The sequence below is a fragment of the Rheinheimera maricola genome (assembly GCF_016918075.2).
Lineage (GTDB): Bacteria > Pseudomonadota > Gammaproteobacteria > Enterobacterales > Alteromonadaceae > Alishewanella > Alishewanella maricola_A.
In genome coordinates this window covers 323343-347121 of sequence record NZ_JAERPS020000002.1, presented here as the reverse complement: position 1 = coordinate 347121, position 23779 = coordinate 323343, and the positions used below count along the sequence as shown (strand labels likewise).

The 23779-nt window shown below is 49.4% G+C and carries 23 protein-coding genes; 21 read left to right on the top strand and 2 right to left on the bottom strand.

What is annotated here, in order from left to right; translation table 11 throughout:
- Complete coding sequence (gene purD / locus I4W93_RS07365) at positions 1-1287, bottom strand: phosphoribosylamine--glycine ligase (RefSeq protein ID WP_205309588.1); 1287 nt, start codon at positions 1285-1287, stop codon at positions 1-3.
- Between the two features lie 27 nt (positions 1288-1314).
- Complete coding sequence (locus I4W93_RS07360) at positions 1315-2139, bottom strand: class I SAM-dependent methyltransferase (protein ID WP_205309587.1); 825 nt, start codon at positions 2137-2139, stop codon at positions 1315-1317.
- 170 nt (positions 2140-2309) lie between these two features.
- On the opposite strand from I4W93_RS07360, the gene trmJ reads away from it, so the two are divergent.
- From trmJ to I4W93_RS07255, 21 genes are all read left to right on the top strand, one after another.
- Complete coding sequence (gene trmJ / locus I4W93_RS07355) at positions 2310-3053, top strand: tRNA (cytosine(32)/uridine(32)-2'-O)-methyltransferase TrmJ (protein ID WP_205309586.1); 744 nt, start codon at positions 2310-2312, stop codon at positions 3051-3053.
- Between the two features lie 3 nt (positions 3054-3056).
- Complete coding sequence (gene cysE / locus I4W93_RS07350; RefSeq protein WP_205309585.1) at positions 3057-3866, top strand: serine O-acetyltransferase; 810 nt, start codon at positions 3057-3059, stop codon at positions 3864-3866.
- Between the two features lie 116 nt (positions 3867-3982).
- Positions 3983-4465, top strand: coding sequence for a Fe-S cluster assembly transcriptional regulator IscR (gene iscR / locus I4W93_RS07345; RefSeq protein WP_205309584.1), 483 nt, complete (start codon positions 3983-3985; stop codon positions 4463-4465).
- Positions 4466-4482: 17 nt separating this feature from the next.
- The gene (locus tag I4W93_RS07340) at positions 4483-5697 is read left to right on the top strand and encodes an IscS subfamily cysteine desulfurase (protein WP_205309583.1); all 1215 of its coding nucleotides are present in this window, start codon (positions 4483-4485) and stop codon (positions 5695-5697) included.
- A 30-nt stretch (positions 5698-5727) separates the two neighbouring features.
- Positions 5728-6111: a Fe-S cluster assembly scaffold IscU gene (gene iscU / locus I4W93_RS07335; protein ID WP_205309582.1), complete on the top strand. Its 384-nt coding sequence runs from the start codon at positions 5728-5730 to the stop codon at positions 6109-6111.
- Positions 6112-6115: 4 nt separating this feature from the next.
- A complete protein-coding gene (gene iscA, locus I4W93_RS07330) occupies positions 6116-6439 on the top strand; it encodes an iron-sulfur cluster assembly protein IscA (protein WP_205309581.1) in 324 nt (107 codons plus the stop codon).
- Between the two features lie 28 nt (positions 6440-6467).
- A complete protein-coding gene (gene hscB, locus I4W93_RS07325) occupies positions 6468-6992 on the top strand; it encodes a co-chaperone HscB (protein ID WP_205309580.1) in 525 nt (174 codons plus the stop codon).
- 8 nt (positions 6993-7000) lie between these two features.
- The gene (hscA, locus tag I4W93_RS07320) at positions 7001-8857 is read left to right on the top strand and encodes a Fe-S protein assembly chaperone HscA (RefSeq protein ID WP_205309579.1); all 1857 of its coding nucleotides are present in this window, start codon (positions 7001-7003) and stop codon (positions 8855-8857) included.
- 3 nt (positions 8858-8860) lie between these two features.
- Positions 8861-9199, top strand: coding sequence for an ISC system 2Fe-2S type ferredoxin (gene fdx, locus I4W93_RS07315; protein ID WP_205309578.1), 339 nt, complete (start codon positions 8861-8863; stop codon positions 9197-9199).
- A 147-nt stretch (positions 9200-9346) separates the two neighbouring features.
- On the top strand, positions 9347-10477 hold the full coding sequence (locus tag I4W93_RS07310) for a porin (RefSeq protein ID WP_205309577.1): 1131 nt from the start codon (positions 9347-9349) through the stop codon (positions 10475-10477).
- 11 nt (positions 10478-10488) lie between these two features.
- The gene (locus I4W93_RS07305) at positions 10489-10896 is read left to right on the top strand and encodes a phosphate ABC transporter substrate-binding protein (protein ID WP_205309576.1); all 408 of its coding nucleotides are present in this window, start codon (positions 10489-10491) and stop codon (positions 10894-10896) included.
- A 157-nt stretch (positions 10897-11053) separates the two neighbouring features.
- Positions 11054-11485, top strand: coding sequence for a nucleoside-diphosphate kinase (gene ndk / locus I4W93_RS07300; protein WP_205309575.1), 432 nt, complete (start codon positions 11054-11056; stop codon positions 11483-11485).
- Between the two features lie 107 nt (positions 11486-11592).
- On the top strand, positions 11593-12720 hold the full coding sequence (rlmN, locus tag I4W93_RS07295; RefSeq protein WP_205309574.1) for a dual-specificity RNA methyltransferase RlmN: 1128 nt from the start codon (positions 11593-11595) through the stop codon (positions 12718-12720).
- Positions 12721-12735: 15 nt separating this feature from the next.
- Positions 12736-14739: a type IV pilus biogenesis/stability protein PilW gene (gene pilW / locus I4W93_RS07290; RefSeq protein ID WP_205309573.1), complete on the top strand. Its 2004-nt coding sequence runs from the start codon at positions 12736-12738 to the stop codon at positions 14737-14739.
- Positions 14736-15620, top strand: a complete 885-nt coding sequence (locus I4W93_RS07285) for a RodZ domain-containing protein (RefSeq protein WP_205309572.1) — start codon at positions 14736-14738, stop codon at positions 15618-15620. The genes pilW and I4W93_RS07285 overlap by 4 nt, the downstream gene beginning before the upstream one ends.
- Positions 15621-15622: 2 nt before the next feature.
- Positions 15623-16723, top strand: coding sequence for a flavodoxin-dependent (E)-4-hydroxy-3-methylbut-2-enyl-diphosphate synthase (gene ispG, locus I4W93_RS07280; RefSeq protein WP_205309571.1), 1101 nt, complete (start codon positions 15623-15625; stop codon positions 16721-16723).
- An 88-nt stretch (positions 16724-16811) separates the two neighbouring features.
- Positions 16812-18077 carry a histidine--tRNA ligase gene (gene hisS / locus I4W93_RS07275; protein ID WP_205309570.1) on the top strand — a complete coding sequence of 422 codons (1266 nt, stop codon included), beginning with the start codon at positions 16812-16814 and terminating at the stop codon, positions 18075-18077.
- 22 nt (positions 18078-18099) lie between these two features.
- Positions 18100-18732, top strand: a complete 633-nt coding sequence (locus I4W93_RS07270) for a YfgM family protein (RefSeq protein ID WP_205309569.1) — start codon at positions 18100-18102, stop codon at positions 18730-18732.
- 10 nt (positions 18733-18742) lie between these two features.
- Entirely contained in the window at positions 18743-19924 is a 1182-nt protein-coding gene (gene bamB / locus I4W93_RS07265) for an outer membrane protein assembly factor BamB (RefSeq protein WP_205309568.1), read from the top strand.
- A 72-nt stretch (positions 19925-19996) separates the two neighbouring features.
- A complete protein-coding gene (der, locus tag I4W93_RS07260) occupies positions 19997-21475 on the top strand; it encodes a ribosome biogenesis GTPase Der (protein ID WP_205309567.1) in 1479 nt (492 codons plus the stop codon).
- 11 nt (positions 21476-21486) lie between these two features.
- Positions 21487-23742 carry an arginine/lysine/ornithine decarboxylase gene (locus I4W93_RS07255; protein ID WP_205309566.1) on the top strand — a complete coding sequence of 752 codons (2256 nt, stop codon included), beginning with the start codon at positions 21487-21489 and terminating at the stop codon, positions 23740-23742.
- Positions 23743-23779: the final 37 nt, after the last annotated feature.

Genomic DNA, 23779 nt, shown 5'->3' with positions numbered 1-23779 from the left:
TTATTTTTGCTCACGGGCAATGGCGCGATAACCGATATCGGTACGACAAAACATGCCGTCCCAACTAATTTTATTTACCAGTTGATAGGCCGCTTGCTGTGCTGAAGTGACATTGCTGCCCAACGCTGTGGCGCACAGAACACGGCCACCATTGGTAACAACCTGGCCATCTTTTAGCTCGGTGCCAGCATGAAACACTTTTGCAGAGCTGCTGTCGGCGCCATCTAATCCATTGATTATCATACCTTTGGCATAGCTGTCTGGGTAGCCGCCGGCCGCCAACACTACTCCCACTGCCGCGTCGCGGGTGAAGTGGATTGGCTTATCGGCTAGTGCACCTTTGGTTGCAGCCAGGCACAGGTCAACTAAATCGGATTGCAGTCTGAGCATAATTGGCTGGGTTTCCGGATCACCAAAACGGCAGTTGAATTCCAGTACCTTTGCACTGCCATCCGGCGCTATCATTAAGCCCGCGTATAAAAAGCCGGTAAATACCGTGCCTTCGCTTGCCATGCCATTAACCGTGGGGTAAATCACATGCTGCATTACCCAATCGTGCACTGCAGGCGTTACCACCGGAGCCGGTGAATAAGCACCCATGCCGCCGGTATTCGGGCCTTTATCGGCGTTGTCGCGTGCTTTATGATCTTGCGACGAGGCAAATGGTAGCGCTGTTTCGCCATCTACCATCACAATAAAGGAGGCTTCTTCACCGGTTAAAAACTCTTCAACTACCACACGACTACCCGCATCACCAAACTTGTTGCCCGACAACATATCGTCGATGGCTGCGTCAGCTTCGTCCTGTGTTTGCGCAATAATAACGCCTTTGCCTGCAGCTAAACCGTCGGCTTTAATTACCACCGGTGTACCTAGCGTTTTGGCGAACGCTTTGGCAGGAGCAATGTCTGTAAACGTCTGATAAGCGGCGGTAGGTATGTTGTGCCGCGCTAAAAAGTCTTTGGCAAAGGCTTTGGAGCTTTCCAGCTGTGCTGCCGCCTGTGTGGGGCCAAAAATAGCCAGGCCTTGAGCACGAAATGCATCGACGACTCCTTTGGCCAGCGGTGCTTCCGGGCCAACGATAGTCAAAGTAATGTTTTCCGCTTTGGCGAAGGCCAGCAATGCTGCAACATCATCTGCGGCTACAGCGACATTGGTGAGATTGCTTTCACGCGCAGTGCCGGCATTGCCTGGTGCGACAAAAACCTGAGTTGCCAGAGGAGACTGTGCCGCTTTCCAGGCAAGTGCATGCTCGCGGCCACCGCCGCCGATTACCAGTACGTTCATTTAGCTTTCCGTCAATTATCTAAAAATTTATTTAGTCAAAGGCTTACGAAACTTCAGCGTCATGCGGTCGCTTTCGCCTATTGCCATATATTTGTCTTTATCTTGCTCTTTTAAGCGCAGTACTGGCGGCAAAGTCCAGACACCGCCTGGATGATCTGCAGTATCGTTAGGGTTTGCATTTACATCGCTTGCGGCTTCGAATACAAAACCCGCTTGCTCGGCCAGGCTAATGGTAAGCGCTTGTGGGAAGTAACCGGTCTTTTTCCAGTCAGCGCTCATTTTATCTGCTGGCAGGCGGTGTTCTACTACACCCAAAATGCCACCAGGCTTAAGCGCTTTGTAAAAATCAGTAAAAATGGCCAGCATGCCGGCGTCACCGCCGTTGCCGTACCAGTTATGCAGATTGCGGAAGGTTAACACCACATCGGCACTGCCTGTAGGGGCAATAGCACCGCTATTGTCTGGTGCAAATTCAGTTAGTTGCACACGGTTATACACGGGGTTAGCCGCCAGCTTTTCAACAAAACCCGCGCGGCTGCGTTGGTAATAGTCTGACTCGCTGTTAGCTGGGAAGTGCGCGGCATAATAAGTACCGTGCGCCGCCAGCAACGGTGCCAGAATTTCAGTATACCAGCCACCGCCAGGTGATATTTCTACCACAGTGCTGGCTGGGGTTACTTCAAAAAACTGCAAGGTGGCAACCGGGTTTCGGTATTGATCCCGGGCAACATTAGCTGGACTGCGGCTGGGATGATCAACCGCCATTTGCAATGCTTCAGCGTTATCATCGGCATAGCTCAGTGGGCTTAACAGAAGAGCAGACAGCGCAGCTGCCAGTGTTATAGTTTTCATCTTCGTGGTTCCCTGTAGTAAAAGTGGCGCTAGTGTAGCAAAACAATGTTTAAAAAGCAGGTTGCCTTGGCGCATTAATCTGTTTTATTCAGATGGCCAGACTGCTATTTTCTCATCAACAATTGCATTTGCCTGTGGTAGAATACCGGCCCTTTTACGCGGGAAGCCTTATGTTAGACCAAATCCGTATTATTCTCGTTGGCACAACCCATACCGGCAATATTGGTTCGGTAGCCCGTGCTATGAAAACCATGGGCCTGTCTCAGTTGTATTTAGTGGCACCTAAAGAGCTACCTGATGGCCAGGCTTATGCGCTGTCGGCAGGCGCCAGCGATATTTTGGCTAATGCTAAAGTATTCAACACCCTGCAACAGGCTATTACGGATTGCCCGCTGGTGATCGGTAGCAGCGCGCGCTCACGTACCTTGAGCTGGCCTATGCTGGAGCCCCGTGAGTGCGGCATACAAGCTGTACTCGAGGCGGCAACACACCCGGTTGCACTGGTATTTGGTCGTGAAAGCAGCGGGCTAAGCAATGACGAACTGCAGCTGTGTAATTATCACGTGTGCATTGCGGCGAACCCGGAATACAGCTCACTGAATCTGGCGATGGCGGTGCAAATTGTTTGCTATGAGGTGCGCATGGCATTTTTACAGCAGCAGGTGCAGCCAGCCATTGCTGAAGACGAAATCGCCTATCCTAGCAACGAACAAATGCTAAATTTCTATCAGCACCTGGAACAGACCCTGAACGACACCGGTTTTATTATCAAGCAACATCCTGGTGTGGTAATGACTAAGTTAAAACGTCTATTTACCCGGGCACGGCCGGAAGAAGCGGAATACAATATTTTGCGTGGCATCTTAACCTCAGTGCAGCGTTTTGGCCGTAAAGCACAGGGCGAAAAGGAGTAGGGCATGTTTGCGGGCATCAAAGAAGACATTAAAAGTGTGTTTGAGCGCGATCCAGCGGCGCGCAGCAGCTTTGAAGTATTAACCAATTATCCCGGTTTGCATGCCATTTGGTGGCATAGGGTTAGCCACAAATTGTGGCGTGCCAACTGGAAGTGGCTGGCGCGATTTTTAAGTACCATCGCGCGCTGGCTAACTGGAGTGGAAATTCATCCGGGCGCTAAAATCGGCCGGCGGTTTTTTATCGACCACGGCATGGGCGTGGTGATAGGTGAAACCGCCGAGATTGGCGACGACGTAACCTTGTATCATGGCGTGACACTGGGCGGCACCAGCTGGAACCCGGGTAAACGTCACCCCACATTGGCCAATGGCGTGGTAATTGGCGCCGGTGCCAAGGTGCTGGGCCCGTTAACAGTGGGGGCAAATGCTCGTATCGGTTCTAATGCCGTGGTGGTAAAAGATGTACCAGCAGGTGCGACCGTGATTGGTATCCCGGGCCGTATCGTGGCTAAAGCAGATGTTGAAGTAAGTGCTGAACGCAAACAACTGGCGCAAAAATTTGGCTTTGATGCCTATGCCGTAGCGGCCGATAACCCTGATCCGGTTGCCAATGCTATTGGTCGCATGTTGGATCATATTCAGTTTCTGGATAATAAAGTAGGCGAGCTGTGCCACAGTGTAAACCAACTAGGTGGTAATGTTTGTGGCGAAATGCCTACAGTAGATATTGAAGGAGAAGACTTTAAACTAGCCGAACAGCGTGCAGCCCAAGAGCGTAAACGCGATGTTGAGGCCTTTGACCCGAATATTTAACCATGCACCCGCATGGAACCTTATAGCTTAATACCTGACTAAAGCACTAGGTTATTAATACTTGACTAAAACAGTCAGGAAAGTAAAATAGCGCCAGTGTTTTCGGGGAGCAAACCATGAGATTAACGTCGAAAGGCCGCTATGCGGTAACGGCTATGCTGGATGTGGCCTTACATACGGCCAATGGGCCTGTGCCACTGGCCGATATCTCTACGCGTCAGGGTATTTCGTTATCTTATCTTGAGCAATTGTTTGCCCGCTTGCGTAAACAAGGCTTGGTAAGCAGCGTGCGCGGCCCGGGTGGTGGTTATCAACTGGGGCGGGAAGCAAGCGCGATTTCGGTATCTGATGTAATAAGTGCCGTAGACGAGTCGGTAGATGCAACCCGGTGTCAGGGTAAATCTGACTGTCATAGCGGTACGCGCTGTTTAACCCATACCTTGTGGAGCGACTTAAGCCACCGCATTGAAGATTTTCTTACCGGCATTACGCTGGGCGAGCTGGTAAACCAGCAAGACGTAAAAAACCTGGCAAAACGGCAAAACAGCCGCATTGTAAAGAATCCGGCAACTGATATTGAAGTCAGCTGCCAGCTGTAGGCAACACGGAGCAAATAATGAAGCTACCTATTTATCTGGATTACGCTGCAACTACCCCGGTCGACCCGCGCGTAGCGGAAAAAATGATGCAATTTTTAACCATGGACGGCGAGTTTGGTAATCCGGCGTCGCGTTCGCATCGTTTCGGCTGGCAGGCAGAAGAAGCTGTAGAAATTGCCCGCAGCCAGATTGCTGAGCTGGTTAATGCCGACCCGCGTGAAATTGTATTCACCTCAGGTGCCACCGAATCAAATAATCTGGCGATTAAAGGCGCTGCCGATTTTTACCACAAAAAAGGTAAGCACCTCATCACGGTAAAAACCGAGCATAAAGCTACCTTAGATACCATGCGCCAATTGGAACGTGAAGGTTATGAGGTTACCTATCTGCAGCCGCAAACTGATGGTTTAGTTACGGTTGAAATGCTTGAGGCGGTTACTCGCCCTGATACCTCGGTTATCAGCGTGATGTTTGTTAACAACGAGATCGGCGTTGTGCAAGACATTGCCGCCATTGGTGAGTTTTGTCGCAGTAAAGGTATTATTTTTCACGTTGATGCAGCACAGGCTGCTGGTAAGGTTGAAATCGACCTACAAACGCTGAAAGTCGATTTAATGTCGTTTTCAGCCCACAAAGCTTACGGCCCAAAAGGCATAGGGGCACTGTTTGTGCGCCGTAAGCCACGTATTCGTTTAGAAGCACAGATGCACGGTGGCGGCCACGAGCGTGGTATGCGTTCAGGCACCTTACCTACGCACCAAATTGTCGCTATGGGCGAGGCATTTCGTATCGCCAAGCTAGAAATGCACGGTGAGATTCAACGTATTACTATATTGCGTGATCGTTTATTAAACGGCGTAAAAGATATTGAACAGGTGTTTTTAAACGGTAATCGTGAGCAGCGCGTACCGCACATTACTAATATCAGCTTTAACTACGTTGAAGGTGAATCGTTGATTATGGCGTTAAAAGATATCGCCGTATCATCAGGCTCTGCCTGCACTTCTGCCAGCCTGGAGCCATCATACGTGCTGCGTGCATTGGGTATGAGTGATGAACTTGCGCACAGCTCAATCCGCTTCAGTATTGGCCGTTTCACCACGGAAGAACAAGTTGATCACACAATTAAAATAGTGCATCAGGCGATTGAAAAACTGCGTGCTATGTCACCGCTTTGGGATATGTTCAAAGACGGCATCGATTTAAACACTGTAGCTTGGGTCGCGCACTAAGCGCGCCAGCTGCATATTGAGGTAACTATCATGGCTTACAGTAATAAAGTAATCGATCATTACGAAAACCCACGCAATGTTGGCTCGTTTGATAAAGACGACGCCAGCGTTGCCACGGGTATGGTGGGTGCACCCGCTTGTGGTGATGTAATGAAATTGCAGATCAAAGTGAATGCTGCGGGCATTATTGAAGACGCCAAGTTTAAAACCTATGGTTGTGGCAGTGCTATAGCGTCAAGCTCGCTGGTAACCGAGTGGGTTAAAGGCAAAAGCCTGGATGAAGCACAACAAATCACTAACACGGACATCGCACAAGAATTAGCGTTGCCACCGGTTAAAATCCATTGCTCTATTCTGGCAGAAGATGCCATTAAAGCCGCTATTGCTGACTACAAGCAAAAGCACGGGGGCTAAGTAAATGGCTATTTCGATGACCACAGCAGCCGCTGAGCGGGTACGCAGCTTCTTGCATAACCGTGGTAAAGGCATAGGTTTACGAGTGGGTGTAAAAACCACTGGTTGTTCTGGCCTGGCTTATGTACTGGAGTTTGTCGACACGCTAAACGATGACGATCAGGTTTTTGATCACGATGATTTAAAACTGATTGTCGACGGCAAAAGCCTAGTTTATATCGATGGTACCCAGTTGGACTTCGTCAAAGAAGGCCTTAACGAAGGTTTTCAGTTTAATAACCCTAACGTCAATGGCGAATGTGGTTGTGGCGAAAGCTTCACGGTTTAAGTGCAAACGGTAAGTATCTAGGGGCCGGATGAATTACTTTCAGCTGTTTAATCTGCCGGCGACGTTCGAGCTGGATTTAACCGAGCTTGGCTCTCGCTATCTGAAGCTGCAAAAGCAGTTCCATCCGGACCAGCACAGCAGTGGATCTGAGCGCGATAAACTGCTGGCAGTGCAGCAAACGGCCAACATTAATGATGCTTATCACAGCTTAAAGCAGCCGCTATTACGCGCAGAGCACTTACTGGCGCTGCGTGGTTTGAAAATAAGCCACGAGCAGCGCAGCTTTACTGATCCGCAGTTTTTAATGCAGCAGATGGAACTGCGGGAACAACTGGCCGACATTGACAACAGCGCAGATCCTGACGCGGTGATCGACAGTATAGACAGACAGTTGCAGCAGCAAAAAAATGCGCTGTTAAAGCAACTTGGCGCAGCATTAGTAACTGAAACCTCCGAACAAGACCAGCTGGCGGCTGACCTTATTCGTAAACTAAAATTCTTCTTTAAGCTACAGCAAGAGCTGGAGCTGATTGAACAGCAACTACAAGACTAAACAACACTATGGCGTTATTACAAATCGCAGAGCCGGGACAAAGCGCTGCGCCGCACCAGCACAAGCTGGCGGCCGGCATTGATCTGGGTACCACTAACTCGCTGGTGGCTGCCGTGCGCAGTGGCGAAGCCAAAACGCTGGCAAATAGCCAAGGCCGGGATATGCTGCCATCGGTGGTGCGTTACACGGCAGACCGTGTAGTGGTAGGTGATGCGGCGATGGCGGCGGCGGTAGAGGATGCCGACAACACTATAGTGTCAGTAAAACGCTTGATGGGTAAAGGTTACCAGGAAACGGCTGCGCTAAAGCAGCAGGTGCCGTACCGCTTGGTTGATCAGCACGGTTTAGTGGCGATAGACACAGTGCAAGGCGTGAAAAATCCGGTAGAAGTGTCAGCGGAAATTCTGGCTACACTGGCCAATACTGCCAGCGAAACCCTGGGTGGTGAATTAAACGGCGTGGTGATTACTGTGCCAGCCTATTTTGATGATGCTCAGCGTCAGGCCACCAAAGATGCTGCTAAATTAGCCGGCTTAACGGTAATGCGTTTATTGAACGAGCCGACGGCTGCTGCACTGGCCTACGGTTTGGACTCAGGCCAGGAAGGGATAATTGCCGTATATGATTTGGGCGGTGGCACCTTTGATATCTCTATTTTACGGCTGCGTCGTGGTGTGTTTGAGGTGTTAGCCACCGGTGGTGACTCCGCGCTGGGTGGTGATGATTTTGACCATGCCATCGTAAACTATTTACAGCAGCAAACTGGCGAAGCCGAGTTGTCGCATCAGCAAATGCGGCAATACTTAACCCTGGCCCGTCAGGTTAAAGAGCAACTCACTGAGCGTGATGACGTCAGCTTTAGTGTGCCAACTGCCCGGGGCGATGTGGATGGCAAGCTGAATAAGACTAATTTTGAACAGCTGATATCGGCATTAGTGAAAAAAACTATCCGAGCCTGTCGCCAGGTACTGCGAGATGCCGGCTTAAGTAACGAAGATATTGTTAAAGTGGTAATGGTGGGCGGCTCTACCCGGGTGCCTTTGGTGCGCAATCAGGTTGCCGCGTTTTTTGCTACCGAACCGCTAACCTCTATTGATCCGGATAAAGTGGTGGCGATTGGTGCTGCCATTCAAGCCAATGTGTTGGTGGGCAATAAAGCCGATGGCGATACCTTGTTGCTGGATGTTATTCCGCTGTCATTAGGCCTTGAAACCATGGGTGGGCTAACCGAAAAAATTATTCCACGTAATACGGTGATCCCGGTAGCGCGGGCGCAGGAATTTACCACCTTTAAAGATGGCCAGACTGCAATGGCGCTGCATGTGGTGCAAGGTGAGCGTGAACTGGTAGACGATTGCCGTTCGCTGGCACGATTTGAACTACGCGGCATCCCTGCCATGCCTGCTGGTGGTGCACATGTTCGTGTTACTTTTCAGGTTGACGCCGATGGCTTATTAAGTGTTACTGCGCAGGAAAAATCCAGCGGCGTGCAAGCCAATATTCAGGTAAAGCCGTCGTATGGCCTGTCTGATGAACAAGTGGCGACGATGTTGAAAGGCTCTATGCAATATGCGCGGCAAGATATGCAAATTCGACTGCTGCGCGAGCAACAAGTAGAAGCTGAACGTGTACTTGAAGCGGTATCACAAGCGTTACGCGCAGACTCAGCCCTGCTTGGCATTGATGAGCTTGAAGCGATTGAGCAGGCGTTGACTGAGCTTAGCCGGGTAAAACAAGCGGATGACATTGCAGCAATCAAAGCTGCAATTGAACACACTAACCATTTGACTGACGACTTTGCCGCTCGACGCATGGATCAATCCGTGCGCAGTGCGTTAACAGGCCATAACGTGGACGAGGTATAACAGATGCCACAAATTGTATTTTTACCCCATGCTGAACTGTGCCCGGAAGGGGCTGCTATTGCAGCCAAAACCGGTGAGACAGTATTAGATGTTGCACTACGCAGCGGTATAGCTATTGAGCATGCTTGCGAGAAATCCTGCGCTTGTACAACCTGTCATGTCATTGTTCGTGAGGGTTTTTACTCGCTGAATGAAAGCGATGAGCTGGAAGACGATATGCTGGATAAAGCCTGGGGTTTGGAACCAGAATCCCGCCTCGGCTGTCAGGCACGTATTGCTGATGAAGATCTGGTGGTAGAGATCCCAAAATACACGGTAAATATGGTCAGTGAAGGCCATTAATTAGCCAGCAAATATATAAAAAACGGCCCATATGGCCGTTTTTTTATGCAAATAACTGATCTCACTTAATAAAAGACTAATGTGTGCTGGAGTATTGCGCTATTTGAGCTAGGATCATCAGGACATCGATAAACGTATGGAGTAATTATGATAAAAAAATCTCTAATAGCGCTCGCGATAGCCGGGCTTGTCACTCCGGCATTCGCTGATACAACCATTAACGGCTTTGCCTCAATTAAAGCTGGTATGACGATGGGCAGCGATGAGCAGCTATATGGCTATACTGACGAATTGGATTTTAAAAATGAGAGTTTGATGGCACTGCAGGTGCGCTCTGATCTGGGTGAAAAACTCTCGGTCACAGCACAAATGATGGGCCGGGGTAATGAAGACTTTGATATCAGCTTCGAGTGGGCCTTTTTGTCGTATCAGTTAAACGACAATACCACCATCAATGCAGGTCGCTTACGCGCGCCATTTTATAAGTACTCAGAGTATATGGACGTGGGCTATGCCTACGACTGGTCTCGTGTGCCACGCAGTGTCTATGGTCTGGGTTTTAACAATATTGAAGGCGTATCACTATATCGGACCGATGTGATAGGTGGCTTTGACTCCACTTTTATGGCAATGATAGGTGGCTATAGCGGTACCACAGGCTTGGGTGACGGCAAGCTCGAAGGCTTTTATGGTGCGAGCTGGGAACTGAGCCGTGACTGGTACAACTTTCGGGTCGCTTATTACACAGCTGATGCCACATTAGTATTTGCTAATGAGAGTGTTAATAATCTGTTGGCGGCATTAACTAGCAATGGTCAGGGTGAATTAGCCAGAGGCATAGGTTTTGACAAAGACAAGGGTACTTTCTTCGGTGTAGGTGCTGGTATTGATAGAGAAAATTTAGTCATAGTGGCTGAATTTAACCGCACAGAAGTTGACAACACCTTCTTTGCTAAACGCGACAATTATTTTATCTCTGTCGGTTATCGCTTTGGTAGCGTTACGCCTTATGTGTCCCATGAGTGGGAGCGGCATGATGCTAAGCCCGAGATATATCAACCGTTCCAAAATCTGGCCACTACACCTCTGGCACCGTTATATTTTGGCGCTGTGGCGACAGTGCAAAGCCAGGCGCGGGAAGCCGATACGCTGAACATAGGTTTAAGATATGACTTTCATCCTTCGGCCGCATTTAAGCTGCAATACACCTCGCAGAAAAACAGGCTGACAGATGATCGACTAGGGTTGGTGGTTGCTGGTGTTGACCTGGTATTTTAAGGAGAAACTAGATGATACGTATATTTGCACTGTTGGTGATGGCGCTAAGTATAAGCGTGCACGCCGAGATTTCGGTCATTGTTAATCCGGGAAATGCTAATGCGGTTTCTACCGATGATCTGAACCGGTTGTTTTTAGGCCGGACTTCCAGTTTCGCAGATGGCAGTAAAGCGACACCGCTTAACTTGGCTGAAGGACAGGCCAGCAGGGACGAATTTGACAGTAAAGTGTTAAGTCGTTCGTCGGCACAGTTAAAGGCATATTGGTCGAAATTGGTGTTTACCGGTAAAGGTACGCCGCCCAAAGAACTGGCCGATGATGCGGCGGTAAAAGCTGCGGTAGCGGCTGATACCACGGCTATTGGTTATATTAGTAGCGGCAGTGTCGATGGCAGTGTAAAGGTGGTAGCGACGTTTTAACGCTGATGAATACATTAGCCGTTTTGTCATAAAAAGCCGTAACACTAAGTTGCGGCTTTTTTATCTGCAAAAATAGGTTTTTTTTTACAACTAGCGTATAATTTGCCGCCTTAAATTTTAATCATTTAATTTAAACCAACTTAACCAGGAGCCTGTCATGGCGTTAGAACGTACTTTTTCAATTATCAAGCCGGATGCCGTAGCTAAAAACGTTATTGGTGCTATTTACAACCGTTTCGAGTCTGCCGGTTTACGTATCGTTGCTGCCAAAATGCTACACTTAAGCCAAGAACAGGCTGAAGGATTCTATGCTGAGCATAGCGCGCGTCCATTCTTTGCTGCTTTAGTGTCATTTATGACATCTGGCCCGGTAATGGTGCAAGTGCTGGAAGGTGAAGATGCCGTGCGTAAACACCGCGAAATCATGGGTGCTACTAACCCGAAAGATGCCGCTGCAGGTACTTTGCGCGCCGACTATGCTGCCAGCATCGATGAGAACGCTGTACACGGTTCTGACGCTTCTGCCTCTGCTGCACGTGAAATTGCTTACTTCTTCACTGAAGCCGAGCTTTGTGCCCGTACCCGTTAAGCTTTAATCGCCTACGGTAACGGACTAAGGGGGCAGCGAGCCCCCTTAGTGCATGTTGGTACAGTGTTTTATGGTTATTGTTTATTGTGGTAAGGAGCGCTCTGCAAATGACTGAGCAGCATGACAAAATTAATTTACTTGATTTAACGCGCGCAGAAATGCAGCAGTTTTTCGTTGATATGGGCGAGAAGCCGTTCCGTGCCGATCAGGTAATGAAATGGATTTACCACTTCTGTATCGATGATTTCGATAAGATGAGCAATATCAATAAAGTATTGCGGGAAAAACTGAAAGCTCGCTGCGTGATAGAAGCGCCGGTGGTGGTTACCCGCCAGGATAGCAGCGACGGTACTATCAAGTTTGTTATGGGTTTACGTGGCGGTCAGGAAGTTGAAACCGTGTGGATCCCGGAGAAAGACCGCCGTACCTTGTGCGTGTCGTCGCAGGTTGGCTGTGCACTGGATTGTACCTTTTGCTCCACCGCTCAGCAGGGCTTTAACCGCAACCTTAGCGTGTCTGAAATTATTGGCCAGGTCTGGCGTGTGGCGCAGATTATTGGTAGCTATGGCGATACCGGTGACAAACCGGTAACTAACGTGGTCATGATGGGCATGGGTGAGCCGCTGTTAAATCTTAACAACGTGGTGCCAGCGATGGAGTTAATGCTAGAAGATTTTGGCTTTGGCTTATCTAAGCGCCGCGTGACGTTAAGCACCTCAGGCGTTGTACCGGCGTTGGATTTACTACGCGATAAAATCGACGTCGCACTGGCGATATCACTGCATGCACCGAATAACGAACTGCGTAACGAATTGGTGCCGGTAAACCGCAAATACCCGATGGAAGAATTTTTAGCCGCCTCAAGACGATATGTTGCGAACTCTAAGGCGAATGACAAGGTCACAGTAGAGTATGTGATGTTGGATGGCGTGAACGACAGTATGGAACAGGCGCATGAACTGGCGCAGGCGTTAAAAGACACACCGTCGAAGATAAACCTGATCCCGTTTAACCCTTATCCGGGGTCACCGTACAAGCGTTCCAGCAATTCACGGATTGACAGATTTAACAAAGTCTTACAAGAATACGGCTTTACTGTTATTGTACGTAAAACCCGCGGCGACGATATAGATGCCGCTTGCGGCCAGCTGGTTGGTGATGTAATAGACAGAACTAAAAGACTGATTAAAAAGCAGCAAAAAGGCCAGCCTATTGCGGTAAAAATGCTGCCATAAAGCAAGGAAGGGCGCGTGTTAAAGCAGAAATTTTTCATTAGTATTGCTCTGTGTAGTTTAGTGGCGCTTACCGGTTGCGTGTCTGAGCAATCCTATGTCGGCAGTGACAAGCCGGTTTCAGATCGTACTTTTGACAATATCGAAGCGGCTCGTACCCGTATCTCGCTGGGGTTGAATTACCTGCGCCGCGGCGACACCTCACAAGCAAAATATAATCTGGAGCGGGCGCGTAGCTTTGCACCAAACTCTGCCGAAGTGTATAGCGCTATGGCGTATTACTATCAGAGTGTTGGCGAAAACAAACAGGCAGAAGAATATTTTCGTACCGCGATTAGCAAAGACAGCAATTATGCCGATGCGTATAACAATTATGGCGCCTTTTTATGCCAGTTAAATCGTTATGAAGAGGCTGAACAGCTACTGCTAAAGGCGATTAGCCGGCCGGGTTATATTCGCGTAGCCGAAAGTTATGAAAATTTGGCGCAGTGTAAGCTGCAGCAAGATAATTTTAATCAGGCGAAAAGCTATCTTGATAGCTCTATCAGCCACAATGCAACCCGAATCACTTCGTTAATTCTGCATGCAGGTTTAGCGTATGCCATGGGGGACAACCCGGCGGCAAAGCGGCATTTGGATCGGATCCAGCGTTTAGGCCGGGTATCTTCCCGTACTGTGTTGCTTAGTTATCTTATTGCAGAGAAAAGTGGTGACCGTGAAGTGCTGCGCAATGCCGAGCAATTGTTACTAACGCTGTACATGGATACGCCAGAAGCGCGGCTATTAATGCAAGGCAAACTTGAGAGCAGCGAATTTGAGCTGCTACGTGAGCGCTATAAAGACAGCTTGATGGCGAATATAGTGTTGCCAGATGAAACTGCCCAGTTGAACATTCCGACAACACCCGTTACTAATCCGCAATTGAAAATTGTGAAGCGCAAAGCCACCAGCTCAGAGCAACAACCGGCGCAACCACCAGAACAAAAACCAGAGCAAGCTGCTGTAGCGAAAATATTTAATAACACAGCCGGAATTGCCGATAGCTTTGTAAAATCGGATGCTGCCGTTGCAAGTGCTGCAACCCAGGCGGCGGCGTTGGATAAGCCATTGCCGGTTGAAATTCCCGGTCCAACAGTTGACACCGATACCTCGTCAACTGCTGTCGAAGAACAACAGCGTGCTGCGTCTGGCACAGAATCCACCAGCTTAGCGAATGCTGCAGTATTTAATGCTGAGCCAGCTAAAGCCGTATTTACTCCAGAGACAGACGTACCAGTTCGACAGCAACACGATGCAGAGGTTGCTATGTCCGACAGTGGCCAGCCAGCCACTACAGACTTAGTTGCGGTAGAGTTAACAGGTACTGAGATAGCCGCTACCGAGTCAACTGACGCAGGATTAACTGCGGCAGAGTTAACGGGTGCTGATTTAGCCGCTACTGAGTCAACTGATGCGGGCTTGGCTGACGCCAATTTAACGATAGAGTTAAATGAAACTGATGCCGTAGATACTGCTGTTGCTGAAGTAAACACCCCAGCGTTAATTGAGCCGCTAGCGGCCGATGAGCTGGTGACATATATTGCCCCGTCCACCGTTAACGACGCCGTCGTTTCAGATTCCGCTGATGCTACCGCTTATCATCTGGTGCAGGAAGCTGAATCACTCTATGCCATTTCAGTTAAACATAATATCCGTTTGCAGCGCCTGATGCAGTGGAATCAATTGACGCCAGAAGCGGTGATTAAAACGGGTCAGAAGATTTGGCTGGGACCGGTAAGTGAGACCGAGCTTCAAATGCAACAAAATGATGCCCGCCCAGCGCGAGCCGCGAGTGAGATTGCTCTGGCCACAACCGACTCGCCATATCATGTGGTATCTGATGGAGAGACGATGTTTGGTATTTCCTATCGCTACAATGTGCGGCTGGATAAGTTTCTCAGTTGGAATAACCTCTCAGAGCAAAGTACGCTGCGTGTTGGGCAGCAGGTTGTTGTTGTTGACCCGGCTAGTATCGAACCATGAGTGACGAAGCAGCAAAGCCAGTAAGCGCTGGGCAGTTGCTGCGCCAGGCGCGTGAGCAACGCCAGATGAGTATTCAGCAGGTGGCGTTGCAGCTAAATTTAAAAGCGGAACTGGTAGAAAAACTCGAGCTTGATCAACTTGATGGTACAACGCTGGAAACCTTTTCCCGTGGCTATGTTCGTGCCTATGGCCGCTTGCTTAAATTACCAGAAACGGAACTGATGGCGGCATTGAGTCGACAGTCTGAGGGCAAAACACCGGCATCTAAGCCAATGCGTACCTTTTCAAACCGCGCTGCGCATCAGGCTATAGAAAATAGATTTATGTGGTTAACTTACGCAATTATCGCACTGCTACTGGTGTTATTGTTTGTCTGGTGGTGGCAAAGTGCCCGCGAATCAACCGACGTCGTGTTTGAACAAGCGGTTACTGACAACGCCGTAGTTGACAACGTGATGAATATACCGCAAGTACAACCCGTGTTAGCCGAGCCCGTGTCTGGGGCTGTAACAACAGATACCGCCTTGCAGGAAGACAACACCGCCAGCATATTAACTGATCTGACACCAACTACCTTAACCACTGAGGTTGCTGTTGAACAAACAAGTAATACCGCAGTAGCAGAGAGCATAGTGCAGGATGTATTGGAAATGCGCTTCGAGCAGCGTTGCTGGGTAAACGTTGTGGATGCTACCGGCAACCGTGTTGCTTATGGTACAAAACAAGCCGGTTATATAATGCAACTTAGCGGCGAAGCACCATTTGAGGTTACCCTGGGCAACCCTAGTGTGGTTGAGATAAGTTTAAACCAGCAAGTATTTGATATGTCAGCCTTTCCAGGTGGCAGAGTAGCTAAATTTACCATTCCCGAGTCTGAATAAGCATGTTTGCAGATAATCCAATTAAACGTCGTCAGTGCACGCAAATCCGCGTTGGTAATGTACTGATAGGTGGCGATGCGCCTATTGCCGTGCAATCTATGACAAATACGCTTACCACCGATGTAGCCGCTACCGTGGCGCAAATTCAAGCGATTGCCAAAGCCGGTGCCGATTTGGTGCGTGTGTCAGTGCCAACAATGGAAGCGGCAGAAGCGTTTAAGCTGATAAAACAGCAATCACCAGTGCCGTTAGTGGCCGATATTCATTTTGACTATCGTATTGCATTAAAAGTGGCTGAATATGGCGTAGATTGCCTGCGCATTAACCCTGGTAATATAGGCCGGGAAGACCGTATTCGTGCCGTAGTTGATTGCGCGCGGGATCACAATATCCCTATTAGGATTGGTGTAAACGGTGGTTCGCTGGAAGCCGATATTCAGCAAAAATACCGTGAGCCAACGCCCGAAGCGCTAGTTGAGTCCGCCATGCGGCATGTTGATATTCTGGACCGGCTTAATTTCGATCAGTTTAAAGTCAGTGTTAAAGCCTCAGATGTGTTTCTGGCGGTGGGTGCCTATAGATTGTTAGCAACGCAGATTAAACAGCCGCTACATTTGGGCATTACCGAAGCCGGCGGAGCCAGAGCCGGCGCGGTAAAATCTGCCATTGGATTAGGCATGTTGTTGGCTGAAGGTATCGGCGATACCCTGCGCATATCCTTGGCGGCCGATCCGGTTGAAGAAGTTAAAGTCGCCTTCGATATTTTAAAATCGCTGCGCATTCGCTCACGTGGTATCAATTTTATTGCTTGCCCAAGTTGTTCGCGGCAGGAGTTTGATGTGATTAAAACCATGAACCAATTGGAACAGCGGTTGGAAGATATCATTGAACCGCTTACCGTATCGGTGATTGGCTGTGTAGTAAATGGTCCCGGCGAGGCGTTGGTTTCCGATTTAGGTGTGGCCGGCGCCAGCAAAAAGAGTGGTTTTTATATTAACGGCCAACGGCAAAAGCTACGGCTGGACAACGCTTTGGTTGCTGACCAGCTGGAACAACAGGTAAGAGAATACCTGCAACAGAAAATTGCAGTAAAACAACTGTAGCCCGCGGATACTATCGGGCTTGGTGTTTGCCCGCATTACGCCTATAATCGCGGCTGCTTTTTTAACTTCAATCAATGGAAGTCTAATTTTGTCGAAACAAATTCAGGCCATTCGTGGCATGAACGATTGTCTGCCACAGGACACGCCGGTCTGGCAGCATGTTGAGCAGATATTGCGCCATACAGTTGCCAGCTATGGTTACAGCGAGATCCGTTTTCCGATCGTGGAAATGACAGAGCTGTTTAAACGTTCTATCGGCGAAGTAACCGACATTGTCGAAAAAGAAATGTACACTTTTGCCGATCGCAACGGTGACAACTTAACGCTGCGACCAGAGGGCACAGCCTGTTGTGTGCGCGCGGGAAACGAGCATGGCTTACTTTACAACCAGGAACAACGGCTGTGGTACACCGGGCCGATGTTTCGCCATGAGAGGCCACAAAAGGGCCGTTACCGTCAGTTTCATCAATTTGGCCTTGAAGCTTTTGGCATTGCCACGGCAGATATTGACGCTGAAGTGATTATATTGAGCGCACGTTTATGGCAGCAGTTGGGCTTAACACCCTACGTTAAACTGGAACTCAACTCGTTAGGTTCCAGCGATGCGCGTGCGGCCTATCGCGATGCGTTGGTGGCCTATTTAGAGCAACACAAAGCCATGCTGGACGAAGACAGCTTGCGCCGCATGTACACTAATCCACTGCGCGTGCTGGACAGCAAAAACCCGGCACTGGCCGATATGTTAGCCGCTGCGCCTCAGCTGGCAGATTATCTGGATGAAGACTCTGCTGCACATTTTGCGCGTTTACAGCAGCTGTTAACACTAGCTGGTATTGAATTTAGCGTTAACCCACGCTTAGTGCGCGGTTTAGATTATTACAACAAAACCGTATTCGAATGGGTAACCAGCGAACTGGGTGCTCAAGGTACGGTGTGTGCCGGCGGTCGCTACGACGGCTTAGTCGAGCAGTTAGGCGGCAAGGCAACACCCGCTGTAGGGTTTGCACTGGGGCTTGAGCGTTTGGTGTTGTTGTTGCAAAGTTTAAATTTATTACCTGCACTGCCGCCTCAGGCTGATATCTATCTGATGACGCTGGGTGAAGCAGCGGAACTTGCGGCGCTTTCTGTTGCCGAAAGGCTGCGCACGGTGATGCCGGATAAGCGAATTATGCTGCATTGCGGCGGTGGTAATTTAAAAAAACAAGTTAAACGGGCTGATAAGTCGGGTGCTACCATTGGCCTTATTTTAGGTGAAGATGAGTTGGCAAGTGGCTCGGTAACAGTTAAATGGTTACGCGAAGATAAACCGCAACAAATAATTTTATTAACTGAGCTGGCCGCACAGCTAGCCTGAGCAGTATTTACGGAGTAACACAGTGGAAATTTACAGCAGCGAAGAGCAACAAGTTGAAGCGATAAAGCGGTTTTGGCAAGACTACGGCAAAGCTATCGTATCGGGTGTCGTTATCGGTTTAGCCGCTTTATATGGTTTTCGTTTTTATCAGGCCGATCAGCGCACTACTGCAGAGCAAGCGTCAACGCGTTACAACGAGCTAATGCAACAACGTGAAGCCGGTACAGGTGAAGATTGGCTGGCACAGGCACAGGGCTTTATTGCAGCGTCTGAAGACACTAATTACGCAGTATTAGCCGCATTAATTGCAGCTAAAGAAGCCGTTTCAGCGAAAAATTATCCGCTGGCGGCCGAGCAACTAAATTGGGTGCTGACTAACAGCAAAACGCCCGCTTTATTGGCCGTGACGCGCATTCGCTTGGCAAAACTGCAACAAGATCAGGGCGAGTATGAAGCTGCATTGGCGACACTAAATAGCACTATGCCAGACAGTTTTGCTTCCATGCAGGCAGAGCTCAAAGGCGATATTCTGCAGCTGGCAGATAAACTGCCAGAGGCGAAGGCGGCTTATGAACAAGCGTTGACGACGGCAGGACAGAACCAACAATTATTACAAATTAAACTGGATGAGCTGGCGCACGTCACTGCAGTGTAAAGAGGTAAGCGTGAAATTACAGTTAAAACAAGCCTTGTTGCTGGTAGCGGTTGTGCTGGCAGGCTGTTCCAGTAAAGACGACCTGGTGTTGCCGCCGGTACAAAATAGCATCACGCCAAAAGTAGTGTGGGATAGCAGTATTGGCTCTGGTGTCGAACATTACGAGTCAAAGCTGACACCGGTTATTGCTGGCGATACCGTATATGCGGCAAGCCGTGAGGGATTAGTCGCAGCGTTTGACTTAAGCTCTGGTAAACGTAAATGGCAGTTCGATTTACGCAAGCCTACTGGCGGATCATTTTGGCAGGACATCAGTGATGTTTGGTCTGGCGATAATGCGCGTATTTCTGGCGGCCTGAGTTTTGGTTTTGGCCGACTGTACTTTGGCACTGAAAACGGTGACGTCGTTTCACTTTCAGCTGATGGTGAGCTGGTATGGCGCAAAGAAGTTACTGGCGAAGTGTTAGCAAAACCCGCGGTAGGTGAAGGCCTGGTTGTGGTGGCAACAGGAGCTGGAACGCTGATAGCTCTGCACCCAGATACCGGTGAACAGCGTTGGGAGTTCGAAAATGAGCAGCCCGCACTAACCTTACGTGGCACAGCGCAGCCTGTTATTCAGGCCGGCGGAGTGTTGTATGGTTCGGGAAGCGGCCATATCGGTATTTTGATTGCTGAACGCGGTTATCAAGCCTGGGAAGAAGCTGTCACCAGCCCCAAAGGCAGTACAGACTTATCGCGGCTGGTGGATGTGGATGCAACACCTATCGTAATTGGCTCAGCAGTGTTTAGCATCGCCTATAATGGTGAACTGGTGGCGCAGGAATTGCGCACCGGGCGGCAACTATGGAAACGTGAATATTCCAGTTTCAATAACATGTCTTCGGCCGGTGATACTTTGTATCTGGTTGATTCTGTAGGTCGTATTTATGCAATAGATAGCCGCAGCGGTACCGAAAAATGGTCACAGTTTGGGTTGAATAAACACAGTCTGACTGGCGCCACAGTGTATAAAGAGTACCTGGTGGTAGGTGATAATCAGGGTAATCTGCATTGGCTTAATCGTGAAAGCGGTGACTTTGTCGCCCGTCAGAGTATGGATGGCTCCGGTTTTTATACCGAAGCGGTTACAGATGGTAGCCATCTACTGGTACAAAGCCGTAATGGTGAGCTAGTCTTATTACAAACGCCTTAAACCGGGTTTAGCGGTTGAAGTTTTTAAACAGGCCTGTACCGGGCCTGTTTTGTTATTTTTGAGGTTCACATAATGTTGCCTGTCGTTGCCCTAGTAGGGCGAGCCAATGTCGGTAAGTCGACACTTTTTAACCGCTTAACCCGCACCCGTGATGCGTTGGTAGCGGACTTCCCCGGGCTGACTCGCGACCGTAAATACGGCTCGGTTAATTTTGAAGGGCTGGAATTTATTGTGGTGGATACCGGTGGTATCGACGGCAACGAACAAGGCATTGAAGTGGAAATGGCTGAGCAATCGCTAAAAGCCATTGACGAAGCCGATGTGGTGCTGTTTATGGTTGACGCCCGTGTTGGCGCAACCGTAGGCGATGAAGCCATAGCCGCACATATCCGCAAAGTGGAGAAAAAGGTGTTTGTGGTGGCTAATAAAACCGATGGCCTGGATGCAGACACTGCTATAGCGGATTTTTACAGTTTAGGCCTGGGTGACGTTTACGCCATTGCTGCCGCGCATGGTCGCGGCGTCTCGTCGCTGCTAAACCATGCCCTTATTCCGTTATTAAGCGAAGAGCAGCAAAAACGTCTGGCCGGTGAAGTTGATAAAGCTGAAGGCCCGGCGCTGGAGACGCTGACCGAAGAAGAAGCCGACGCCGAGGCCGCAAGGCTGCGCAGCGAACACATTAAACTGGCCATTGTCGGCCGGCCTAACGTCGGTAAATCGACACTAACTAACCGCATTCTTGGCGAGGAGCGGGTTGTGGTGTTTGATATGCCGGGCACTACGCGCGATTCTGTTTATATTCCGATGCAGCGCAACGAGCGCGACTACACCTTAATCGATACCGCCGGTGTGCGTCGCCGCGGCAGAATCGACGATATGGTAGAAAAGTTCTCAGTAGTAAAAACCCTGCAGGCGATTGAAGATGCCAACGTGGTGATTTTAGTGCTGGACGCGCGTTTGGGCATTTCCGATCAGGACTTAAGCATCCTTGGTTTTGTGCTTAACTCTGGCCGCTCGCTGGTTATCGCGGTCAATAAATGGGATGGCTTAAACGACAGTATTAAAGACGAAGTAAAACGCGAGCTTGACCGCCGCTTAGGCTTTATCGACTTTGCCCGGCTGCATTTTATTTCCGCATTGCACGGCTCTGGCGTAGGTAATTTATTTGAATCGGTAGAAGAAGCCTTTGATTCTGCTACCAAACGCCACAGTACCGCTTTGTTAACCCGTATTATGAAAATGGCGCAGGAAGATCACCAGCCGCCGTTGGTGCATGGCCGTCGGGTAAAACTGAAATACGCCCATGCCGGTGGGTACAACCCCCCGCTGGTAGTGATACACGGCAACCAGGTGGATGATTTACCGGATTCCTATAAACGTTATCTGATGAATTACTTCCGTAAAACCCTGCAAATGATGGGTACGCCTATTCGCATCGAATTCCGTGAAGGTGAAAACCCGTTTGCGCCGAATAAAAAGAACACTGAAACGCCGCTGCAAAAGTACAAGCGTGAGCGCTTGATGAAAGCACGCAAAAAGATGGACCAATAAGGACCAATCGCATGAATTTTCGTTTCCCAGTTATTGTTATCGATGAAGACTTTCGCTCGGAGAATATCTCCGGCTCCGGTATTCGTGACTTAGCCCAGGCCATCAGCAGCCACGGTTTTGAAGTAGTAGGTTATACCAGCTATGTCGATTTAAGCGCCTTTGCCCAACAGGCCAGCCGCGCCTCCTGCTTTATTTTGTCGATTGACGATGAAGAGTTTGGTAACGGCAGCCCGGAAGAAGTGGCCAAAGCGCTGGCTGAGCTGCGTACTTTTATTAAAGAAGTACGTAAACGCAACGCCGATATTCCGATCTTCCTGTATGGTGAAACCCGTACCACCCGCCATGTACCAAACGACGTACTGCGCGAGCTGCACGGCTTTATCCATATGTTTGAAGATACGCCGGAATTTGTTGCCAAGCACATTATCCGCGAAGCGAAAAAATACCTCGATGCGTTAGCACCACCGTTTTTTAATGCCTTAATGGATTACGCCTCTGACGGTTCTTACTCCTGGCACTGCCCCGGCCATTCCGGCGGCGTGGCGTTTTTAAAAAGCCCGGTCGGGCAGATGTTTCACCAGTTTTTTGGTGAAAACATGTTGCGTGCCGATGTCTGTAACGCGGTAGATGAATTAGGTCAGCTGCTGGACCACACCGGGCCGGTAGCCGAAAGCGAAGCCAACGCGGCGCGTATTTTTAGCTGCGATCACTTATTCTTTGTCACCAACGGTACGTCCACGTCCAACAAAATGGTTTGGCACTCCGTAGTGGCACCGGGCGACATCGTGGTGGTAGACCGCAACTGCCATAAGTCGATACTGCACTCGATTATTATGACCGGCGCTATACCGGTGTTTTTAATGCCAACCCGTAACCACTACGGCATTATCGGCCCGATCCCGAAAAGCGAGTTCTCGCCGGAAGCTATCGCCAGGAAGATTGAAGCCAACCCTTTTGCCCGTAACGCCAAAAATAAAAAGCCGCGCATTTTAACTATTACGCAAAGTACCTACGACGGCATTTTGTATAACGTGGAAGAAATAAAACAAGAGCTGGGTTCGACCATCGACACGCTGCATTTTGATGAAGCCTGGCTGCCGCACGCCAGCTTCCATGATTTCTACAAAAATATGCATGCTATTGGTAAAGACCGGCCGCGCTCAGAAGACACACTGGTATTTGCTACCCAATCAACGCATAAGTTGTTAGCCGGTTTATCGCAGGCGTCGCAAATTCTGGTGCAAAACGCGCAAAACCGTAACCTGGATACGCACCGCTTTAACGAGTCGTACCTGATGCACAGCTCTACCAGCCCGCAATACGCCATTATTGCCAGCTGCGATGTAGCGGCGGCGATGATGGAGGCACCGGGCGGCACCGCGCTGGTAGAAGAAAGCTTAATGGAAGCGATAGATTTTCGCCGTGCTATGCGTAAAGTGGATGCTGAGTTTGGTGATGACGACTGGTGGTTCCGTGTCTGGGGCCCGGATGAATTAGCGGAGGAAGGCTTAGGTACCCGCGACAACTGGACGCTGCACGCCAAAGACAGCTGGCATGGTTTTGGTGCTATCGAGTCGGGCTTTAATATCCTCGACCCAATCAAAGCCACCATTATTACGCCGGGTTTAAACCTGCACGGTCAGTTTGATGAGCAGGGTATACCAGCGGCTATCGTTAGTAAGTATCTTGCCGAGCACGGTATTATCATCGAGAAAACCGGCCTGTACTCGTTCTTTATCATGTTTACCATCGGTATTACCAAAGGCCGCTGGAATTCTATGGTTACCGAACTGCAGCAGTTTAAAGACGACTACGATCAAAACCAGCCAATGTGGCGCATTATGCCAGAGTTTGCCAAAAAGCATCCGCGTTACGAAAAAGTCGGCCTGCGTGATTTATGTCAGCAAATTCACAATATCTACCGCAAGTATGACGTAGCCAAAGTTACTACCGAAATGTACTTGTCGACCATTGAAACCGCGATGACGCCGGCCGATGCCTGGGCCAAGATGGCGCACCGTGAAATTGAGCGGGTATCGATAGATGAAATTGAAGGCCGTGTTACCGCCATGCTGGTTACGCCGTATCCACCGGGCATACCGCTGATGGTACCGGGTGAGCGCTTTAATAAAATTATTATCAGCTATCTGCAGTTTACCCGCGCCTTTAACGGTGCCTTTCCAGGCTTTGAAACCGACGTACACGGTTTAGTGCGCGAAATGGTAAACGGCGAGCTGAAGTACTTTATTGATGTGGTAAAAGAGTAAGTACTTAGTTTTTAGCGTTGAGTGTGTAATAGAACCG

What these genes read in the sequence shown, in the direction of transcription:
- fdx (WP_205309578.1), top strand. Translation starts at nt 8,861, where the DNA reads ATGCCACAAATTGTATTTTTACCCCATGCTGAACTGTGCCCGGAAGGG.
- I4W93_RS07360 (WP_205309587.1), bottom strand. Translation starts at nt 2,139, where the DNA reads ATGAAAACTATAACACTGGCAGCTGCGCTGTCTGCTCTTCTGTTAAGC.
- iscU (WP_205309582.1), top strand. Translation starts at nt 5,728, where the DNA reads ATGGCTTACAGTAATAAAGTAATCGATCATTACGAAAACCCACGCAAT.
- rlmN (WP_205309574.1), top strand. Translation starts at nt 11,593, where the DNA reads ATGACTGAGCAGCATGACAAAATTAATTTACTTGATTTAACGCGCGCA.
- hscB (WP_205309580.1), top strand. Translation starts at nt 6,468, where the DNA reads ATGAATTACTTTCAGCTGTTTAATCTGCCGGCGACGTTCGAGCTGGAT.
- I4W93_RS07255 (WP_205309566.1), top strand. Translation starts at nt 21,487, where the DNA reads ATGAATTTTCGTTTCCCAGTTATTGTTATCGATGAAGACTTTCGCTCG.
- iscA (WP_205309581.1), top strand. Translation starts at nt 6,116, where the DNA reads ATGGCTATTTCGATGACCACAGCAGCCGCTGAGCGGGTACGCAGCTTC.
- I4W93_RS07310 (WP_205309577.1), top strand. Translation starts at nt 9,347, where the DNA reads ATGATAAAAAAATCTCTAATAGCGCTCGCGATAGCCGGGCTTGTCACT.
- iscR (WP_205309584.1), top strand. Translation starts at nt 3,983, where the DNA reads ATGAGATTAACGTCGAAAGGCCGCTATGCGGTAACGGCTATGCTGGAT.
- purD (WP_205309588.1), bottom strand. Translation starts at nt 1,287, where the DNA reads ATGAACGTACTGGTAATCGGCGGCGGTGGCCGCGAGCATGCACTTGCC.
- cysE (WP_205309585.1), top strand. Translation starts at nt 3,057, where the DNA reads ATGTTTGCGGGCATCAAAGAAGACATTAAAAGTGTGTTTGAGCGCGAT.
- I4W93_RS07305 (WP_205309576.1), top strand. Translation starts at nt 10,489, where the DNA reads ATGATACGTATATTTGCACTGTTGGTGATGGCGCTAAGTATAAGCGTG.
- I4W93_RS07285 (WP_205309572.1), top strand. Translation starts at nt 14,736, where the DNA reads ATGAGTGACGAAGCAGCAAAGCCAGTAAGCGCTGGGCAGTTGCTGCGC.
- ndk (WP_205309575.1), top strand. Translation starts at nt 11,054, where the DNA reads ATGGCGTTAGAACGTACTTTTTCAATTATCAAGCCGGATGCCGTAGCT.
- hscA (WP_205309579.1), top strand. Translation starts at nt 7,001, where the DNA reads ATGGCGTTATTACAAATCGCAGAGCCGGGACAAAGCGCTGCGCCGCAC.
- ispG (WP_205309571.1), top strand. Translation starts at nt 15,623, where the DNA reads ATGTTTGCAGATAATCCAATTAAACGTCGTCAGTGCACGCAAATCCGC.
- trmJ (WP_205309586.1), top strand. Translation starts at nt 2,310, where the DNA reads ATGTTAGACCAAATCCGTATTATTCTCGTTGGCACAACCCATACCGGC.
- I4W93_RS07340 (WP_205309583.1), top strand. Translation starts at nt 4,483, where the DNA reads ATGAAGCTACCTATTTATCTGGATTACGCTGCAACTACCCCGGTCGAC.
- der (WP_205309567.1), top strand. Translation starts at nt 19,997, where the DNA reads ATGTTGCCTGTCGTTGCCCTAGTAGGGCGAGCCAATGTCGGTAAGTCG.